This window comes from Plantibacter sp. Leaf314 (genome assembly GCF_001423185.1).
In the GTDB taxonomy this organism is placed as follows: Bacteria; Actinomycetota; Actinomycetes; order Actinomycetales; family Microbacteriaceae; genus Plantibacter.
In genome coordinates this window covers 1638533-1655028 of sequence record NZ_LMOB01000001.1, presented here as the reverse complement: position 1 = coordinate 1655028, position 16496 = coordinate 1638533, and the positions used below count along the sequence as shown (strand labels likewise).

General features: G+C 70.3%; 16 protein-coding genes. 7 read left to right on the top strand and 9 right to left on the bottom strand.

The features are described from left to right. Positions 1-44 precede the first annotated feature (44 nt). The 5 genes from ASF68_RS07725 to ASF68_RS07705 all read right to left on the bottom strand — a co-directional run bounded on the left by ASF68_RS07725 (position 45) and on the right by ASF68_RS07705 (position 5234). Positions 45-1478 (bottom strand): DUF6421 family protein, encoded by a 1434-nt coding sequence (locus ASF68_RS07725; protein ID WP_056008954.1) that lies wholly within the window; start codon positions 1476-1478, stop codon positions 45-47. 155 nt (positions 1479-1633) lie between these two features. After that, positions 1634-2479: an ABC transporter permease gene (locus tag ASF68_RS07720; protein ID WP_056008951.1), complete on the bottom strand. Its 846-nt coding sequence runs from the start codon at positions 2477-2479 to the stop codon at positions 1634-1636. 3 nt (positions 2480-2482) lie between these two features. Further along, complete coding sequence (locus tag ASF68_RS07715) at positions 2483-3544, bottom strand: aliphatic sulfonate ABC transporter substrate-binding protein (RefSeq protein WP_200921043.1); 1062 nt, start codon at positions 3542-3544, stop codon at positions 2483-2485. Positions 3545-3604: 60 nt separating this feature from the next. Continuing rightward, on the bottom strand, positions 3605-4522 hold the full coding sequence (locus tag ASF68_RS07710) for an ABC transporter ATP-binding protein (RefSeq protein WP_082455931.1): 918 nt from the start codon (positions 4520-4522) through the stop codon (positions 3605-3607). Positions 4523-4652: 130 nt separating this feature from the next. Next, a complete protein-coding gene (locus ASF68_RS07705; RefSeq protein ID WP_056008947.1) occupies positions 4653-5234 on the bottom strand; it encodes a TetR/AcrR family transcriptional regulator in 582 nt (193 codons plus the stop codon). 139 nt (positions 5235-5373) lie between these two features. Between ASF68_RS07705 and ASF68_RS07700 the strand changes: the two genes are divergently transcribed. Both ASF68_RS07700 and ASF68_RS07695 read left to right on the top strand, forming a co-directional pair. Continuing rightward, positions 5374-5760 carry a DUF1304 domain-containing protein gene (locus ASF68_RS07700; protein WP_056008944.1) on the top strand — a complete coding sequence of 129 codons (387 nt, stop codon included), beginning with the start codon at positions 5374-5376 and terminating at the stop codon, positions 5758-5760. Between the two features lie 103 nt (positions 5761-5863). Then, complete coding sequence (locus ASF68_RS07695; protein ID WP_056008942.1) at positions 5864-6877, top strand: NADP-dependent oxidoreductase; 1014 nt, start codon at positions 5864-5866, stop codon at positions 6875-6877. An 81-nt stretch (positions 6878-6958) separates the two neighbouring features. On the opposite strand, the gene ASF68_RS07690 is transcribed toward ASF68_RS07695, so the two are convergent. Then, on the bottom strand, positions 6959-8056 hold the full coding sequence (locus tag ASF68_RS07690) for a Glu/Leu/Phe/Val dehydrogenase family protein (protein WP_235526770.1): 1098 nt from the start codon (positions 8054-8056) through the stop codon (positions 6959-6961). Between the two features lie 162 nt (positions 8057-8218). On the opposite strand from ASF68_RS07690, the gene ASF68_RS07685 reads away from it, so the two are divergent. The 3 genes from ASF68_RS07685 to ASF68_RS07675 all read left to right on the top strand — a co-directional run bounded on the left by ASF68_RS07685 (position 8219) and on the right by ASF68_RS07675 (position 12638). Further along, the gene (locus ASF68_RS07685) at positions 8219-9139 is read left to right on the top strand and encodes an AEC family transporter (protein ID WP_056008939.1); all 921 of its coding nucleotides are present in this window, start codon (positions 8219-8221) and stop codon (positions 9137-9139) included. 162 nt (positions 9140-9301) lie between these two features. After that, entirely contained in the window at positions 9302-10894 is a 1593-nt protein-coding gene (locus ASF68_RS07680) for an amino acid permease (protein WP_056008937.1), read from the top strand. Positions 10895-11054: 160 nt separating this feature from the next. After that, complete coding sequence (locus ASF68_RS07675) at positions 11055-12638, top strand: DUF4832 domain-containing protein (RefSeq protein ID WP_157580247.1); 1584 nt, start codon at positions 11055-11057, stop codon at positions 12636-12638. A gap of 34 nt (positions 12639-12672) precedes the next feature. Here the strand turns inward: ASF68_RS07675 and ASF68_RS07670 are convergent, their stop codons facing one another. Further along, on the bottom strand, positions 12673-13548 hold the full coding sequence (locus ASF68_RS07670) for an exodeoxyribonuclease III (RefSeq protein WP_056008934.1): 876 nt from the start codon (positions 13546-13548) through the stop codon (positions 12673-12675). 171 nt (positions 13549-13719) lie between these two features. On the opposite strand from ASF68_RS07670, the gene ASF68_RS07665 reads away from it, so the two are divergent. Continuing rightward, entirely contained in the window at positions 13720-14418 is a 699-nt protein-coding gene (locus ASF68_RS07665) for a DedA family protein (RefSeq protein ID WP_082498526.1), read from the top strand. 15 nt (positions 14419-14433) lie between these two features. Here ASF68_RS07665 and ASF68_RS07660 read toward each other — a convergent pair whose 3' ends face one another. After that, positions 14434-15384: a LysR family transcriptional regulator gene (locus ASF68_RS07660; RefSeq protein WP_056008931.1), complete on the bottom strand. Its 951-nt coding sequence runs from the start codon at positions 15382-15384 to the stop codon at positions 14434-14436. 71 nt (positions 15385-15455) lie between these two features. On the opposite strand from ASF68_RS07660, the gene ASF68_RS19330 reads away from it, so the two are divergent. Then, the gene (locus ASF68_RS19330) at positions 15456-15578 is read left to right on the top strand and encodes a hypothetical protein (protein ID WP_255353622.1); all 123 of its coding nucleotides are present in this window, start codon (positions 15456-15458) and stop codon (positions 15576-15578) included. Positions 15579-15683: 105 nt separating this feature from the next. On the opposite strand, the gene ASF68_RS07655 is transcribed toward ASF68_RS19330, so the two are convergent. Continuing rightward, positions 15684-16448: a FadR/GntR family transcriptional regulator gene (locus ASF68_RS07655; RefSeq protein WP_056008928.1), complete on the bottom strand. Its 765-nt coding sequence runs from the start codon at positions 16446-16448 to the stop codon at positions 15684-15686. Positions 16449-16496: the final 48 nt, after the last annotated feature.

The following is a 16496-nucleotide window of genomic DNA, read 5'->3' as shown; positions in this document are numbered from 1 at the left end:
CGCAGGGTGCGCACTGCTCCGGGCTCCTCCGCGGCATGGTCGGGTCAGGCCGCGGAACGCCCCGTGATCCCGGCGGTCGACGAGATGACGTCGGTCATCTTCTTGCCGAGCGCCTCGTAGAACATCGACAGCGGGAACTCGTCGTCGAGGACCGCATCGGTCAGCCCACGCGGCGGGCCACTGAGGATCTCGTCGGACAATCCGCGCGCCCAGTTCGACGCGGGATGCGGGGTCAGTGTGGTCCGGACGAGGTCGTACGCCGCGAGCCAGTGGGCCGTCTTCGGGCGGTCGATCGAGCGCCAGTACAGCTCGTCGATGCTCTCCCCGAGCTGGACGACCACGTCGGGCACCTCGTCCCAGTCGATGGTCAGGCGGGTGTCGGTCCAATGCAGCACGCCGCGCTGGTGCATCCAGGCGAAGAGCAGCTGCCCGCCCACCCCGTCGTAGTTGCGGACCCGGGAGCCGGTGATCGCGAACCGGAAGATGCGGTCGAAGATGATCGCGTACTGGACGAGCTTCGCGTGCCCGAGGATGGCCGCGTCGGCTGCGTCGAGTGTCTCCGTCTCGGAGCGGAGCGTCAGGGACCGCTCCAGCTGCACGGACTCGCGGAAGGCCGTGAGGTCGCAGCGCAGTTCCTCGAGGGAGTAGAGGAAGAACGGCATCCGCTGCTTGATCATGAACGGGTCGAAGGGCAGGTCGCCGCGCATGTGCGTGCGGTCGTGGATGAGGTCCCACATGACGAAGGTCTCCTCGGCCAGCTGTTGGTCGTCGAGGAGGGAGGCGGCGTCGGCCGGGAGATCGAGCTTGGTGATCCCGGCTGCGGCACGGACGACGCGTCGGTAGCGCGCCGCCTCGCGGTCCTGGAAGATCGCGCCCCAGGTGAACGGGGGGATCGCGCGCATGGCGACCGTCTCGGGGAACAGGACCGCGGAGTTCGTGTCGTAGCCGGGGGTGAAGTCGAGGAACCGGATGGGGACGAACAGGGCGTTCGTGTAGTCACCCGCTTCGAGCGCGGCGATGAACTCCGGCCAGATGACCTCGACGAGCACCGCCTCGAGGTGGCGGTCCGGGGAGCCGTTCTGCGTGACCATCGGGAACACGACGAGATGCCGGAGGCCGTCGACCCGATGCTGCTCCGGGTGGAAGGCGACGAGGGAGTCGAGGAAGTCCGGGACGCCGAACCCGTCTCGTGCCCAGCGCTCCAGGTCGGTGACGAGGGCCTCGAGGTACTCGGCGTCGTGGGGGAAGCGCGGGGCCAGGGTCGTGACGCTCGCGACGATCGTCGCGACGTGCGCTGCGGCCGCGGCGTGGTCGCCCACCTCGGGGATGGATCCGTCCTTCACCTGGACGGTCTGCACGGCGGTCGCGGCGGTCTTGAGCTCCACCCAGGCCGGGTCCGCGGCGAGTGCTGAGCCGTCTTCGACGACCTCCGGCTCTCCGACGATGCTCTTCGTGTTGGTGGTGGCGACGTTCGACATGGTGAACCTCCTGACCGCTGTGCAAGATGCCGCCTCACGGGATGGGAGGCGATCCCTTCGAGCGTACGGGCGGAGCAGGCGGTGGTTTCTTGCGTCGAGAGCGACTTCGCTGCAACATTCAGGCATTCGCGCCGCGGACGTGCGGCAGGCGTCGGTTATCCCCAGCGGCGCTTGATCCAGCGGTCGAACACACCCACCAGGGCGTCGGTGAGGGCACCGAGCAGGGCGAGCACGATGATGACGAAGAAGATCCGGTCGACGCGGCCGTTGTTCTGCGAGTCGACCAGCCGGAAGCCGAGGCCCATCGACGAGGCGATGAGCTCCGCGGCCACGAGGAACAGCCACGACTGCGCGAGCGCGAGACGCAGCCCGGAGACCACGGAGGGGGTCACCGCCGGTAGCTGCACCGTCCGGAAGAGCGCGACCCCGTTCAGCCCGAACGCGCGGCCGGCCTCGACCAGCTGCCGGTCGACATGACGGAGGGCGGCCGACACGGTCGTGTAGACCGGGAAGAAGGCGCCGATCGCGATGAGGGTGATCTTCGACTCCTCGCCGATCTTCAGCCACAGGATGAGCAGCGGCACCCAGGCGAGCGACGGGACGGCACGGATCGCGGCGAACGTCGTCGACAGCAGGATGTCACCCAGGCGGGAGAGCCCGACGACCGCGCCGAGGACGAGGCCGAGCACGGCGCCGATGAGGAAGCCGATGAGGACCCGCTGCACCGAGATGGCGACGTCCTGTTGCAGCCAACCGCGTTGCGCGAGGTCGACACCCGCGGCCCACACCTCGGCGGGCGCCGGCAGCTGCGAGGCGGGCACGAGACCGAAGGCCGTGACGAGCTGCCAGGCCACGAGGATGAGGACCGGGACCAGGAGGCCGCCGAGGACGACGACGATCCTGCGGGACCCGAGGACGGCGCGCGCCTCGCGGCCGGACCGGGTGGCCTGGGCGCCCGCGAGCGCTGCGGTCGGGGTGCCGAGGCCGGGTCGGTCGCTCACGGGCTACTTCGCGCCGATGGCGGACGGGTCGGCGTCCTTGACGAAGCTCGGGTCGAAGAGGTCCGCCAGGGCGTCGTCCACCTTGTCCTGCGAGGAGACGTCGCCGGATTCCACGAAGATCGGCCCGATGATCGACAGCACCTGCTCCTGCGCCTTCCCCGGGGTCGGGTCGACGTCGAGGTTGGAGCGCTCCGTGATCACCTTCGTCGCGACCGCGAGGTCGAGGCCGGCGGCGTCGGCGAGGATCTGCGCCGTCTCGTCGGGGTTCGACGTGGCCCACTCGCGGGCGTGCTCGTAGGCGTTCACGACGGTCTGGGCGACGTCGGGTCGCTCGTCGATGAAGGACTCCGTCGCGGCGAGGATGCCGTAGCTGTTGAAGTCGACGTTGCGGTAGATGAGCTTCGCACCCGCCTCCTCGGCACCGGCCATGATCGGGTCGAGCCCCGCCCACGCGTCGACGGAGCCGTTCTGCAGGGCCGCCCAGCCGTCGGCGTGCTGAAGGTTCTCGATCGTGACGTCGGAGGCCGAGAGTCCGGCCTCCTCGAGGGCCTGGAGGAGGAAGAAGTACGGGTCGGTGCCCTTCGTGGCGGCGACCTTCTTGCCCTTGAGCTCGGAGACGTCGGTGATGGGGGAGCCGGCGCCGACGACGATCGCGGACCACTCGGGCTGGGAGAACACGTCGATCGCCCGGATGGCGGAGCCGTTCGCGCGGTTCAGGAGCGCCGCCGAACCAGCCGTGGAGCCGACGTCGATCGCGTCCGCTCTGAGAGCCTCGTTGGCCTTGTTCGAACCGGCCGACTGCACCCAGTTGACGGTGATGTCCTGGTCGTCGAGCGCATCCTCGAGCCAGCCCTGGTCCTTGATGATGAGCGAGAGCGGGTTGTAGGTCGCGAAGTCGATGTTCAGGGTGCCGCCCTCGGTGGTGCCGGCGGTGCTGTCGCCGCCGGCTGCCGGGGCGTTCTCGCCGGCGACGCAGCCGCTCAGGAGGAGCGCGGCCGTCGCGGTGGCGGCGACGAGCGCGATGCGTCCGGCTCGGGAGGTGGTGAAGCGACGTCGAATGGGCATGCGTTGGTCCTTGCTGTGGATCGGTGCGCGATGGGTGGTGCCGGGTGGGTGCTGCCCGGGTCAGTACGGGAAGTGCGGGATGGACGGCAGTCGTTGGTCGCCGCGGGCCAGGCCGTGGCGGTCGATGCCGAGCCCGTCGAGGAGGCGTCCGCGCAGTTCGGCGAGTTCGGCCGAGCCGCGGTCGCGTGGTCGGCCACCGGGGACGGTCACGGTCTGCGCGATGGTCGAACCGGGTTTCCCCGGCTCACGTCCGAGGAGGATGACCCGGTCGGCGAGCTGGAGGGCCTCGTCGACGTCGTGCGTCACGAGGAGGATCGTGGTGGGTGCTGCGAGGTGGATCGAGAGCAGCAGGTCCTGCATCTTCAGCCGGGTGAGGGCGTCGAGGGCGCCGAACGGCTCGTCGAGGAGGAGGACGCCGGGTCGCCGGGCGAGCGCTCGGGCGAGGGAGGCGCGTTGGGCCATGCCGCCGGACACCTCGCGGGGACGGTGCTCGGCGAAGTCGGCGAGGCCGACGAGCTCCAGGAGACCGGCCACGCGCTCGCGCCCCTCCGCCGTGGGTGTCCGCTTCGGGAGTCCGAGGGCGACGTTGGCCGCGATGGTGCGCCAGGGGAGGAGTCGCGGCTCCTGGAAGCCGAACGCCATGCGGGGGTCGATGCCGGCGACGGGGGTGCCGTCGATGAGCACGGAGCCGGAGGTGGGGTGGTCGAGACCGGCGGCGATGCGCAGCAGGGTCGACTTGCCGCAGCCGCTCGTCCCGAGGATGGCGACGACCTCGCCGGCTTCGGCCGTGATGGTGACGTCGCGGAGCACCGGACGCGGGTCGGCGGAGGAGGTGCCGGGGCCGTTCGCGAAGGCTCGTCCCACGGCCTCGAAGGCGACCGCGGAGGCGCGGGTCTCCACGGCTGCGGCTCCGGATCCCGCCGCGCGGGCGGCGGTGGAGCTGCTCCCGGCGAGCGGGCTGCGGGCGGCGTTCGTCATGGGTCGATGGCTCCAGGGGTGGGGTGCCCGCCATGCTACGGGAGCCCGGCCAGCCCCTCTCGGCCGCCGCAACAGGGCGTCACATTCGCACGCGCGCGTGTCACCCTGGACCGCCCGGAGTCGGCGCCGACTACCAGCGCGCGACCTGCGAGACCGCGACGTCGAGGATCGCGACGGCCTCGTCCCGGTTGACCCTCGCGAGCAGGAGGGCGCTGACCGAGAGCGAGGTGAGCTGGCGTGCCTCGGCGGCGAGTTCGGCCGCATCCGCGTCGGGCCGGGCGAGGGCGAGCGCGTCCGAGACCGCCGCGGTGAGCTCGGCCCGGTAGCCGTCGACGACTTCGCGCAGGGCGTCGTCGTGGGCGGCGAGGCCCGCCGCGCTGTTGAGGAGGAGGCAGCCGCGGCGGGGGGAGTCGTCCGGCAGGGTCGCGATCACGTGCTGCACCCCGGAGAAGTAGGCGGCCAGTCCGGCGCGCCCGTCGTCCGCCCGGGCGAGGACGGCGAGCCGAGGTCGGATGACCGTGTCGAGGTAGTCCTGGACGGCGGCGTCGAAGAGTCCGCGCTTGCTCTCGAAGGCGTGGTACAGGCTCGATCGACGCAGTCCGGTGGCGGCCTCGAGATCGGCGAGGGAGGTCGCCTCGAACCCGTGATCCCAGAACACGTCACGCGCCGCCTGCACGACGGCGACGGTGTCGAACTCCTGCGTGCGTCCCATGGACGGCCTCCTCATGGCTCGGCCGTCCACGATGCGGACGGGGTTGTGGACCGAGCGTTCTACTATTATAGTAGACCTATCGGTACAGATAGTCCCTCACTCCGAGTGACTCGATCCCGACCTCTCGGAAGGCCCGTCCATGCTCGTCGTCAGTCTCATCCTCGTCGGCATCGCCGCGCTCGTGCACGTCTACATCTTCGTCCTCGAGTCCCTGCGCTGGACCGAGCCCTCCACCCGCAAGACCTTCGGCACCTCCGAGCTGGAGGCCGAGACGACGCGGGGGATGGCCTACAACCAGGGCTTCTACAACCTCTTCCTCGCCATCGGCACGATCGTCGGCATCGTGTTCCTCATCACCGGCTCGACCGGGATCGGCGCCGCCCTCGTCTTCGCCTCAGCCGGTTCGATGCTGCTGGCCTCGCTCGTCCTCATCACCTCCGACCGCACGAAGGCCCGTCCGGCCGTCGTCCAGGGCCTGCCCCCGCTGCTCGGGCTCATCGCGCTCGGCATCGCCCTCGCCCTCTGACCCCGGTCCGACCGACCGCGTCGCCCATCGGCGACACCCCGTCCGCAACCCGACGTCGTGCTGCGAGCTCCAACCGAATCACCGCACCAAGGAAAGGCACCACGTGAACACCTCCGCGCTCAGCACCCAGATCCAGCTCGTCTCACGACCGGAGGGCTGGCCGACCGAGTCCGACTTCCGCACCGTCTCCGTCGAGTTCCCCGAGCTCGCGCCGGGCCAGCTGCGGGTCCAGAACCTGTTCCTGTCCGTCGACCCCTACATGCGTGGCCGGATGAACGACGCCCGCTCCTACGTCGCGCCGTACCAGCTCGGCGAGACCATGACGGGCGGAGCCATCGGCCGCGTCGTCGAGTCCGCCGCCGAGGGGTTCTCCGCGGGTGACGTCGTCCTGCACCAGTTCGGGTGGCGCGACCTCGTCCAGGAGGACGCGAGTGGCTTCCGTGTCGTCCCCGAGCTGCCGGGCGTCCCGCTGTCCGCCTACCTCGGTGTCCTCGGGATGACCGCCCTCACCGCCTACGTCGGCCTCCTCGAGGTGGCGAAGTTCCGCGAGGGTGACACCGTGTTCGTCTCCGGTGCGGCCGGCGCCGTCGGCACCATGGTCGGTCAGATCGCCCGTCTGAAGGGCGCGAAGCGCGTGATCGGTTCCGCGGGCACGGCCGAGAAGGTCGCGCTGCTCACCGAGAAGTACGGCTACGACGCGGCCTTCAACTACAAGGACGGTCCGGTCACGGAGCAGCTGGCCGCCGCCGCACCCGAGGGCATCGACGTCTACTTCGACAACGTGGGTGGCGAGCACCTCGAAGCGGCGATCGACGCCTTCAGCGACGGCGGACGCGCCGCGCTCTGCGGGGTCATCTCGCAGATCAACGAGACCGACCGTCCCGAGGGCCCCCGCAACCTGGCGAACATCGTCACCCGCGGCCTCACCCTCACCGGCTTCACGGTCGGCAACTACACGCAGCACTTCCCGGCGTTCTCCGCCGAGATGGCCGGATGGCTGCAGCGCGGCGAGGTCGTCTTCGACGAGACCGTCTACGAGGGCCTCGACCACACGCTCGACGCGTTCCTGGCGCTCATGCGCGGCGCGAACACGGGGAAGATGGTCGTCAAGCTCTGACGCACCCCGGTGCCACCGCCCCTCGCTGGGCGATCCGCGGCCCGCTCACCCCTCATCGGGTGAGCGGGCCGCGGTCCGTGGTCACACCGCCGCGAGGGCCCCGGTGGCCGCGTCGATCCGCGACATCGCCAGCCGTTCGGCGGCGACGAGCGTGGTGACGCCCGTGGCGGCGGCATCGCGGTAGACCGCCTGCACCGTCCGGCCGATCGCCGACACCCGCTGCTCGATCGCCGCCGTGTCGGCGCCCGGCTCCGACGCCATCGCGAGGTAGATCACCCCGCCGGCGTTGGCGACGAAGTCCGGAGCCCAGAGGATCCCGCGCTCCTCCAGGGCGAGCGCGTCGGCCCTCGTGGCGAGCTGGTTGTTGGCCGCACCGACGACGGCGCGGCAGCGCAGCTGACCGATGACCCGCGCATTGAGGGCACCGCCCACGCCGCAGGGGACGAACAGATCGGTCTCGACGAGGTGCTCGTCGCCCGGTTCGATCCAGCTGGCGCCGATCTCCTCCGCGAGCGCGCGTTTGCGCGGGTCGACGTCGGTGACGATGAGCCGCGCACCCTCCACCGCGAGCCGACGTGCCAGCCGACCGCCGACCTGGCCGAGGCCGGAGATCGTCGCCCGGTGCCCGGCCACGAGCGGCGTGCCGAGGACCGTCTCGAGCGTCGCGGTGATGGCCGCGTGCACCCCGGCCGCGGTCGCCTCGCTCGGTTCTCCGACGCCGCCCCGATCCGCCGGCAGGCCGCTCACGTGGGCGGTCCGCTCCGAGACGACCGCCATGTCCTCCGCCGTCGTGCCGACGTCCTCCGCGGTCCGGTACCGCCCGTCGAGGGCTTCGACCGCGTCGCCGAGGTCGAGCATCGCGTCGCGTCGTTCCTCGGCGTCCAGGGTGCGGCCCGGTGGGAGGTGGATCACCGACTTGCCGCCGCCGTGGGCGAGACCGGCCGCCGCGTTCTTCATCGTCATCCCGGCCGCGAGTCGGAGCGAGTCGTCCACGGCGTCGACCCAGCTCGGATACCGCCAGAGCCGCGCGCCGCCGAGTGCCGGACCGAGCGCGGTGGAGTGGAGGGCGACGCTGATCGTGAGGCCGGAACGCGGACCGTGCGTGATCGACAGCCGTTCATGGGGGAGGGTGGTGCTGTGCATCGCGTCGCCGGACGCGGCAGGGTCGAATGACGTCATCGTCGGATCTCCTCGTGGGTGATTGGTGCGGGCTCCTGGTGGGAGCGTTCGGTGGGGCCGTGGTGGTGTCGCGGCTCCTGTCCAGATTCTCCACGGCCGGAGGCCCGCCCACAACCGTCGCCTCACCGAGCGGGATACCACCCTGCGCCTAGGCTGGGAGGCATGGGTGGAGTGTTGACGGGGTTCGCGATCATCGGCACCGTCATCCTCGTCGGCTACCTCGCGGGACGTTTCGGCGTCGGAGGCCCGACCACCGGGCACGTCCTCAACCGGGTCGCGTTCTTCGTCACCAACCCCGCGCTGCTGTTCACCGTCCTCGTCTCGGCCGATCTGCGCGAGGTGTTCAGCAGCTTCATCTGGGTCGCGCTCGCCAGTGCGCTTGTGGCCGCAGGCCTCTTCCTCCTGCTCAACGCGGTGTGGCTCCGGAAGGACCTCTCGGTCGCGACCATCGGCGCGCTCGGTTCGGGCTACGTGAACGCCAACAACATCGGCATCCCGGTCGCGGTCTACGTCCTCGGCGAGGCCGGGTACGTCGCGCCGGTCATCCTGCTGCAACTCCTCGTCTTCGCGCCGATCGCCCTCACGATCCTCGACGTCAGACAGCGCGGTTCGGTGTCCTTCCGCGGCATCGTCACGCAACCCTTCCGCAATCCGATGATCATCGCGTCGATCATCGGGGTGGTGCTCAACCTGTTCGGGGTGCGGCTCCCCGAGCCGGTCCTGGCGCCGTTCGAGCTCGTCGGTGGTGCCGCCGTCCCGCTCATCCTCATGGCCTTCGGCATGTCCTTGCACGGCATGCGTCCGCTCCAGGCGGGCAGTGGGCGCCGGGAGATCTTCGTGGCGACGGCGATCAAGGCCGTCGTGATGCCCGGGTTCGCGTACCTCATCGCCCACTTCGGCTTCGGGCTGAGCGGCACGCCGCTGTTCGCCTCGGTCGTGCTCGCCGCGTTGCCGGCCGCTCAGAACGTCTACAACTTCGCCAGTCGGTACGAGCAGGGGGTCGCACTCGCCCGCGACACGGTGCTGTTGACGACCATCCTCTCGGTCCCGGTCCTCGTCGTCGTGGCGGCCCTCCTCGCCTGATCGAGCGGCGCCGCGCGCCATCCGATGTCCTCAGAAGAACGGACACCTGTGGCCGAAAAAAGCGAACGTTCCCGACTAACGTGGGGCGGGCGCCTTCGAGATATACCAGCCGACGTCTCGATGGGCGGCAGCCCGAACGGCCCGTGATTCGAGGAGAACGACATGACCGACGGCACGACACCCAGGCACGAACGCGCAGGCGATCGGGCCGAATCCCGCGAGACGATCGGCGACGAGATGCTCGCTGTCCAGGACTTCTCGAGCGAGGAGCAGGGGTACCACAAGACGCTCAAGCCGCGCCAGATCCAGATGATCGCCATCGGTGGTGCGATCGGTACGGGACTCTTCCTCGGAGCCGGTGGTCGGCTGAACAGCTCGGGCCCCGCGCTCATCCTCGTCTACGCACTCTGCGGCTTCTTCGCGTTCCTCATCCTGCGCGCGCTCGGTGAGCTCGTCCTGCACCGCCCGTCGTCCGGCTCGTTCATCTCCTACGCCCGGGAGTTCTACGGCGAGAAGATGGCGTTCGGCGCCGGCTGGTTGTACTTCCTCAACTGGGCCATGACCTCGATCGTCGACGTCACCGCCGCCGCGCTCTACATCAAGACCTTCGGCAAGCTCTTCGGGTGGAAGGAGCTCGAGGACTTCCCGCAGTGGGTGTTCGCGCTCGGAGCCCTCGTCATCGTGCTCGCGCTCAACCTCGTCTCCGTGAAGCTGTTCGGTGAGATGGAGTTCTGGTTCGCGCTCATCAAGGTGTCGGCGCTCGTCGTCTTCCTCATCGTGGGCGTCTGCTTCATCGTCTTCGGCGGTCGCACCGACATCGGTGCCGTCGGCTTCTCGGTGATCGGCGACAACGGCGGGCTCTTCCCCGTCGGGGCGTTCGCGCCGATGATCGCGATCTCCGGGGTGGTGTTCGCGTACGCCGCGATCGAGCTCGTCGGGACCGCCGCGGGCGAGACGGCCGAGCCGAAGAAGATCATGCCGAAGGCCGTCAACACGGTCATCTTCCGCATCGCGATCTTCTACGTCGGATCCGTCCTGCTGCTGTCGCTCCTCCTGCCGTACACCGCCTACCAGGCCGGTGAGAGCCCGTTCGTCACCTTCTTCTCGCACATCGGTTCCGAGCAGGCCGGCGCGATCTCGGCCTCGGTCATGAACTTCGTCGTCCTCACGGCGGCCCTGTCGAGCCTCAACGCCGGCCTCTACTCCACCGGTCGTATCCTCCGCTCGATGGCCGTCAACGGCTCCGCGCCCGCGTTCACCGGGAAGATGAGCAAGAACGGCGTACCGTTCGGCGGCATCCTGCTGACGGCGGCGCTCACGCTGCTCGGCGTCCTCCTGAACGCCCTGTACCCGTCGAAGGCGTTCGAGATCGTGCTCGAGATCTCGGCCATCGGCATCATCGGCGGCTGGGCGACGATCATCCTCTGCCAGATCCAGTTGCAGCGGTGGGCGAAGCAGGGCAAGGTCGAGCGGCCGTCGTTCCGCTTGTTCGGCGCGCCGTTCACGTCCTACCTGACGCTGGCCTTCCTGGCGTTCGTCCTCGTCACGATGGGCTTCTCGGAGACCGGGCGGTGGGTGCTCGCCTCCCTCATCATCCTCATCCCGATGCTCATCGTCGGGTGGTTCGCCGCGAAGCCGAGGATCCTGGCGGCGGCGAAGGCCCGGGAGGGGCACACGGGCACCTGGCCCGTGGTCGCCGAGCGGCCTGCGATCGACGCCAACAAGCGGAAGCGCGGTGGCGCACCACGCTCCTAGGGGCATGCACGAGCGAGGGTCGGTCGGCGATCCGCGGTGAAGCGCTAAGCGATAGTGATCACTTGGAGCCGGTTCCGAGCATTCCCTTGCACGACGGGATCCGGTTCTGCAGGATGTGGGCAACCTCTTCCGTGCACCACCGGATCCCGTTGGAGTTCCTGTGAACCGTCGTCTCCGTCTCCTCGCCGTCCTCGCCGCCTGCGGGCTCGCCGTGGCCACCCCGCTGAGTGCAGCGGCGCAGGCGCCCGCCCCGACACCCGCCGACACCGTCGTCTACGAGCCGAGTGACGCGATCATCGCGAACCCGGAGCGCGGCTTCGACCACACGAACAACACCCACTACTACCCGGAGGGGACGGCCGGCGGCCCGGGCTACACGCCGCTCGACGTCCCGACGCTCGCCGCCTACCGCGAGGAGGGCATCACCGAGCTCGTCCGCGTGTTCTACCTGGAGCGGTTCGTCGCCGAGCCGACGCTCGACCCGGCCTGGCTCGCGCTCGTCCAGGCGGACTTCGACGCCGCCCGCGAGGCGGGCATCTCGATCATCCCGCGCTTCGCCTACCTGGCCGGCGGGGACTGGCCCTACACGCCGCCCTACGGTGACGCACCGCTCGACATCGTGCTCGGGCACATCGAGCAGCTGACGCCGATCTTCCAGGACAACGCCGACGTCATCTCCGTCGTCCAGGCCGGCTTCGTCGGGCTCTGGGGTGAGGGCTACTACACCGACCACTTCGCGGCCGATCCGGCGAACCCGGGCGTGCTCACGGCCGAGGACTGGGCGAAGCGGCGTGCCGTCGTCGACGCACTGCTCGAGGCGGTTCCGGCCGACCGGTCCATCCAGGTGCGGACGATGAGCATGAAACAGAACATCCTGGGGGTCCCGAGCGGCACCGAGGGGGCGATCACCGAGGCGCAGGCGTTCGACGGCAGCGCCATCGCGCGCATCGGTCACCACAACGACTGCTTCCTCGCCGCGCCCGACGACTGGGGCACCTACCTCTCCGACCCGCTGACCCTCGACCAGGACTACCTCGCCCAGGAGAGCGACTGGGTGCCCGTCGGCGGCGAGACCTGCAACGTGAACCCGCCGCGCTCCGAGTGGGAGACCGCCTCGGCGGAGATGGAGCGGTACAACTTCAGCTACCTCAACTGGGACTACCTGCAGGACGTCCTGCAGTCGTGGGGCCAGGAGAACCTCGACACGACCGCGAAGCGTCTCGGGTACCGGTTCGTCATGACGGGGAGTTCGGTCGCCGAGGGCACCCTGTCGCTCACGATCCGCAACGACGGTTGGGCCGCGCCCTACAACAGCCGTCCCGCGTACCTCGTCCTGTCGAACGCCGAGCGCGCCGTGCAGGTGCCCTTCGGTTCTGATGCCCGCACCTGGGCCGCCGGCGAGCCGGTGACGCTGCAGGCGTCGCTCGCCGACGTGCCGGCCGGCCGGTACGACACCGCCCTCGCCCTCCCGGCCACGCACGAGACGATCGCGGCCGACTCCCGGTACGCGGTGCAGACGGCGAACGTCGGCACCTGGGATCCGGCGACGGGGCTGAACAGCCTGCAGCGTCAGGTCACGGTCGCGGACGGCGTCGTCATGGCCGAGCCGGCCGCGGGTGCCGCGCCCCGGTTGCCCGACACCGGTGTCGCCGCGGCGCTGCCGGCGGTGATCGGCGCCGGCGTGGTCGGCCTCGGGGCGTTGGCGCTCGTCCTCACCCGGCGTCGCCGGGTCATGGTCGACTGACCCGTCGGGTCGCGGTCGCTCAGCCGAGGGTGGCTCAGCCGAAGATCATCGGTGCGTCGTCGTTCTCCTCGTCGGTGAGCGAGAAGTCGAGGTCGACGACGACGGGCACGTGGTCGCTCGGGCTGTCGCCCTTGCGCTCGTTGCGGTGGATCGACGCTTCGACGACGTGGTCTGCGAAGGCCTGCGAGCCGTAGATGAAGTCGATCCGGAGACCCTCGTTCCGCGGGAACCGGAGCTGCTTGTAGTCCCAGAAGGTGTACCCCTCGGGGACGAACGGCCGAACGGTGTCCTGCAGGCCGGCGTCGACGAAGGCGGCGAGGGCGGCCCGTTCGGGTGCGGTGATGTGTGTGGAGCCGGGCCCGAAGCTCGGGTCGCCGACGTCGGAGTCGAGCGGTGCGACGTTCCAGTCGCCCATGAGGGCCAGGGGCAGCTCGGGGTTCTCGGCGAGCCAGGTGCGGGTGTCGGCCTCGAGGGCGGCGAGCCAGCGCAGCTTGTAGTCGTAGTGGGGATCGCCGACTGCGCGCCCGTTCGGGACGTACAGACTCCAGAGACGGACGCCGTCGACGGTGGCCCCGATCGCGCGCGCTTCGAGTGGGAGTCCGTCGGCGTCGAAGCCAGGGCCGTCGAGGGCGAGGCTCGCCGGTGGCTTGCCGAAGCCGGGCATGTCGGGGAACCCGATCTGCACGTCCTCCATCGGGAGGCGGCTGGCGATGCCGACGCCGTTCCACTGGCTGAGTCCGTGCAGCTCCACCTGGTAGCCGGCCTTGGTGAAGGCCTCCATCGGGAACTGCTCGGGCTTGCACTTGAGCTCTTGCATCGCGAGGACGTCGACGTCCTCGCGGACGAGCCAGTCGACCACGCGGCCGACGCGGGTACGGATCGAGTTGACGTTCCAGGTGGCGATGCGCATGCCCCAACGCTATCGGTTTCCTTTCTCAGGAGACCCTGGGCGTGTCGCCCGTGGCAGGGTCCGCCACGCCGGCGAGGTCCTGAGAACGGGCCGGTCCGGTGGAACCGACAGGTGGGCGATTGAGCGGAGGTTCCCAGGGATGGCGACCAGGTGTCGCGTAGCGTCGGTGGGATGACGACGTCCACCGCCGCCACGATCAGCCTGTCCACCGCCTCGACCGGAGGCGACAGCGCCCTCGGAGGCGTCGCCGAATGGGCGGTCGGACTCATGGAGACCCTCGGCGGTCCGGGCGCCGCGCTCGCGATCGCGCTCGAGAACCTGTTCCCCCCGCTGCCGAGCGAGATCATCCTGCCGCTCGCCGGATTCGCCGCCAGCCAGGGCAAACTCGGTCTCGTCGAAGTCCTCGTCTGGACGACCGCGGGCTCGGTGGTCGGAGCGCTCGCCCTCTACGCGATCGGCGCCGTCCTCGGGCGGGACCGCATGCGTCGCCTCGTCGCGCGCGTCCCCCTCGTCCACGTCGAGGACGTCGACCGGGTGGAGGCCTGGTTCCAGAAGCACGGCTCGAAGGCGGTGTTCTTCGGGCGCATGCTGCCGATCTTCCGGAGCCTCATCTCCATCCCCGCGGGCGTCGAACGGATGCCGGTCCTGCGCTTCGCCCTCCTGACCCTGGCCGGCAGTGGCATCTGGAACACCATCTTCGTGCTCGCCGGGTTCTTCCTCGGAGAGCAGTGGCACATCGTCGAGGAGTACGCGGGCATCCTGCAGAAGGTCGTGATCGCCGGTGTCGTCATCGCCCTCGGCTTCACGATCTGGAAGGGCGTGCAGCGCTACCGCCGGGAGCGGAGCGCCGCGACGTCGTCCGACGACTGAGCACGGCCCGGACGGTCACACCCAGCGCGGGGTGGTGAGCTCCTCGGGCTTCGGTGCGGTGTGCGAGGCGGCCACCGAGCGCGCCTCGGTGCGGATCGCCTCGAGGACCGTCCGCACGGCGAGCCGCTCGGCGCGGTCGGGGCGGGACAGCGCGACGATCCGCCGGGTCGCGTCGAGCCCGGCGAGCGGCCGGAGGACGATGCCCCGCTCCGGACCACTCGCCGTGAACCGCGGGAGGAGCCCGATGCCGAGTCCAGCCGCCACCATCGCCTCCGCGATGCGGTTGTCGCTCACCCGCTGCACGACGCGCAGCTCCGCACCCGACTCCGCCTCGATGCTGCGGAGCAGGCGGTCGAGCGGGTAGCCGACCGGGACGCCGATCCAGGACTCGTCCGCGAGGTCCGCCGGCGTCAGCACCGTCTGGCCGCTGAGCCGGTGCCCGACCGGCAGGACGACGTCCAGGGGCTCGGCGAGCAGCTGCGTGATCCGGAGGCCGCGACGCACCCAGGTGCGCTCACCGCTGATCGCCTGCGCGATGACGATGTCGAAGTCGGCGGCGAGGTCGGGGAAGTCCTCCAGGTCCGGGTCGCGGTCGCTCACCTCGACCCGCAGGCCGGGAACGGCTTCGAGCGCGCGGAGTGCCGCCGGGACCACCATCTGCCCGAAGGTCGGGAACGTCGCGAGCGTGACCGTGCCGGTCGGGTGGTTGCGGTATTCGTCCCACACGCTCGTCGCGCGCTCGATCGCGACGGCGACATCCGTGGCACTCGCGGCGAGCGCCCGGCCGGCATCGGTCAGGACGAGGCCGCGGCCGCGGCGCTCGGTGAGAGGGAGGCTGGCCTCGCGCTCGAGCACCTTGAGCTGCTGGGAGACCGCCGACGGCGTCCGGTGGGTCGCCGCGGCGACCGCGTGCACGGTGCCGCGGTCGGCGAGTTCGCGGAGGAGATCGAGTCGGCGCACGTCCATGTAGCGAGGCTACCGAGTATCGGCAGTATTGTGAGCTTGTCCTTCATCAGAATCGGGCGTTTCATAGAAGCATGACCATCTACCTCGGCATCATCGCCCTCCTCGCTGCCAGTGCAGCCGTCGGTTCCGTCGTCGTCGTCAAGCGCGACGGCTACCGTGCCATCCCGGCCCGCACCTACCCGAAGTCCATCTGAGACCTCGCACCCGCCGGCACGTCCGGCGCATCCGACCTCCTCGCGATCCGTCGCCGGGAGGTCGTTCCATGTCCGCCCGCCGGTCAGGCAAGGTCCGTCCTCCGGTCAGGCGAGGAAGCCGCGGAGCAGTGCTTCGGACCCGGCGACGTGCTCGGCCATGGCCTGAGCGGCCTCGTCGGGATGTCCGCGCAGGATCGCCTTGACGATGCGCTCGTGCTGCTCGTCGGAGTGGGCGATGTTCACGGCCAGCAGCGGGATCCCGTTCAGCAGTTCGTTGACGCGCATGCGTGACTCGGCCACGAGCGGCAGCAGGCTCGGCGCACCGACGAGCTCGGCGATGAGCAGGTGCAGTCGGGAGTCGTGGCGGCGGTAGTCGGCCGGGGCGGCGTCGCGGCACTCGCCGAGCGCCTGCCAGAGGCGTTCGCGGTCGACGCCCGAGAGCTTGCACTGCGCAGCCTCGCGGGCAGCCCCGACCTCGAGGATGCTGCGGAGGACGAGGGTGTCCTCGATCCGGGCGGCCGAGACTGCGACGCGTGCACCCTCGTCGGTTCCGCGCCCGCCGACGGGGTCGTCGTCGGGCAGCTCGTCCATGACGAAGGTGCCGCCGTAGCGTCCACGGCGCGAGGTGAGGTAGCCCGCCTCGGTGAGCGCGGCGATCGCGTCCCGGACGGTGTCACGACTGACCCCCTGCATGGCGGCGAGGTCGCGTTCGGCGGGCAGGCGCCCACCGGGTTCGATGAGCCCGAGGCGGATCGACTGTAGGAGCCGCTGCACGGTCTCCTCGAACGCGTTGCCGGCCCGGCCCGGGCGCAGGAGGAGTTCCGCGCTCAGCACCTCGGTGCCGTCGTCCCCCTTGCGCGTCTCGCTCATCGGATCAGTCTATTTCCCGCGAGTCGCCGCCCCGCCCGGGCACGTCGT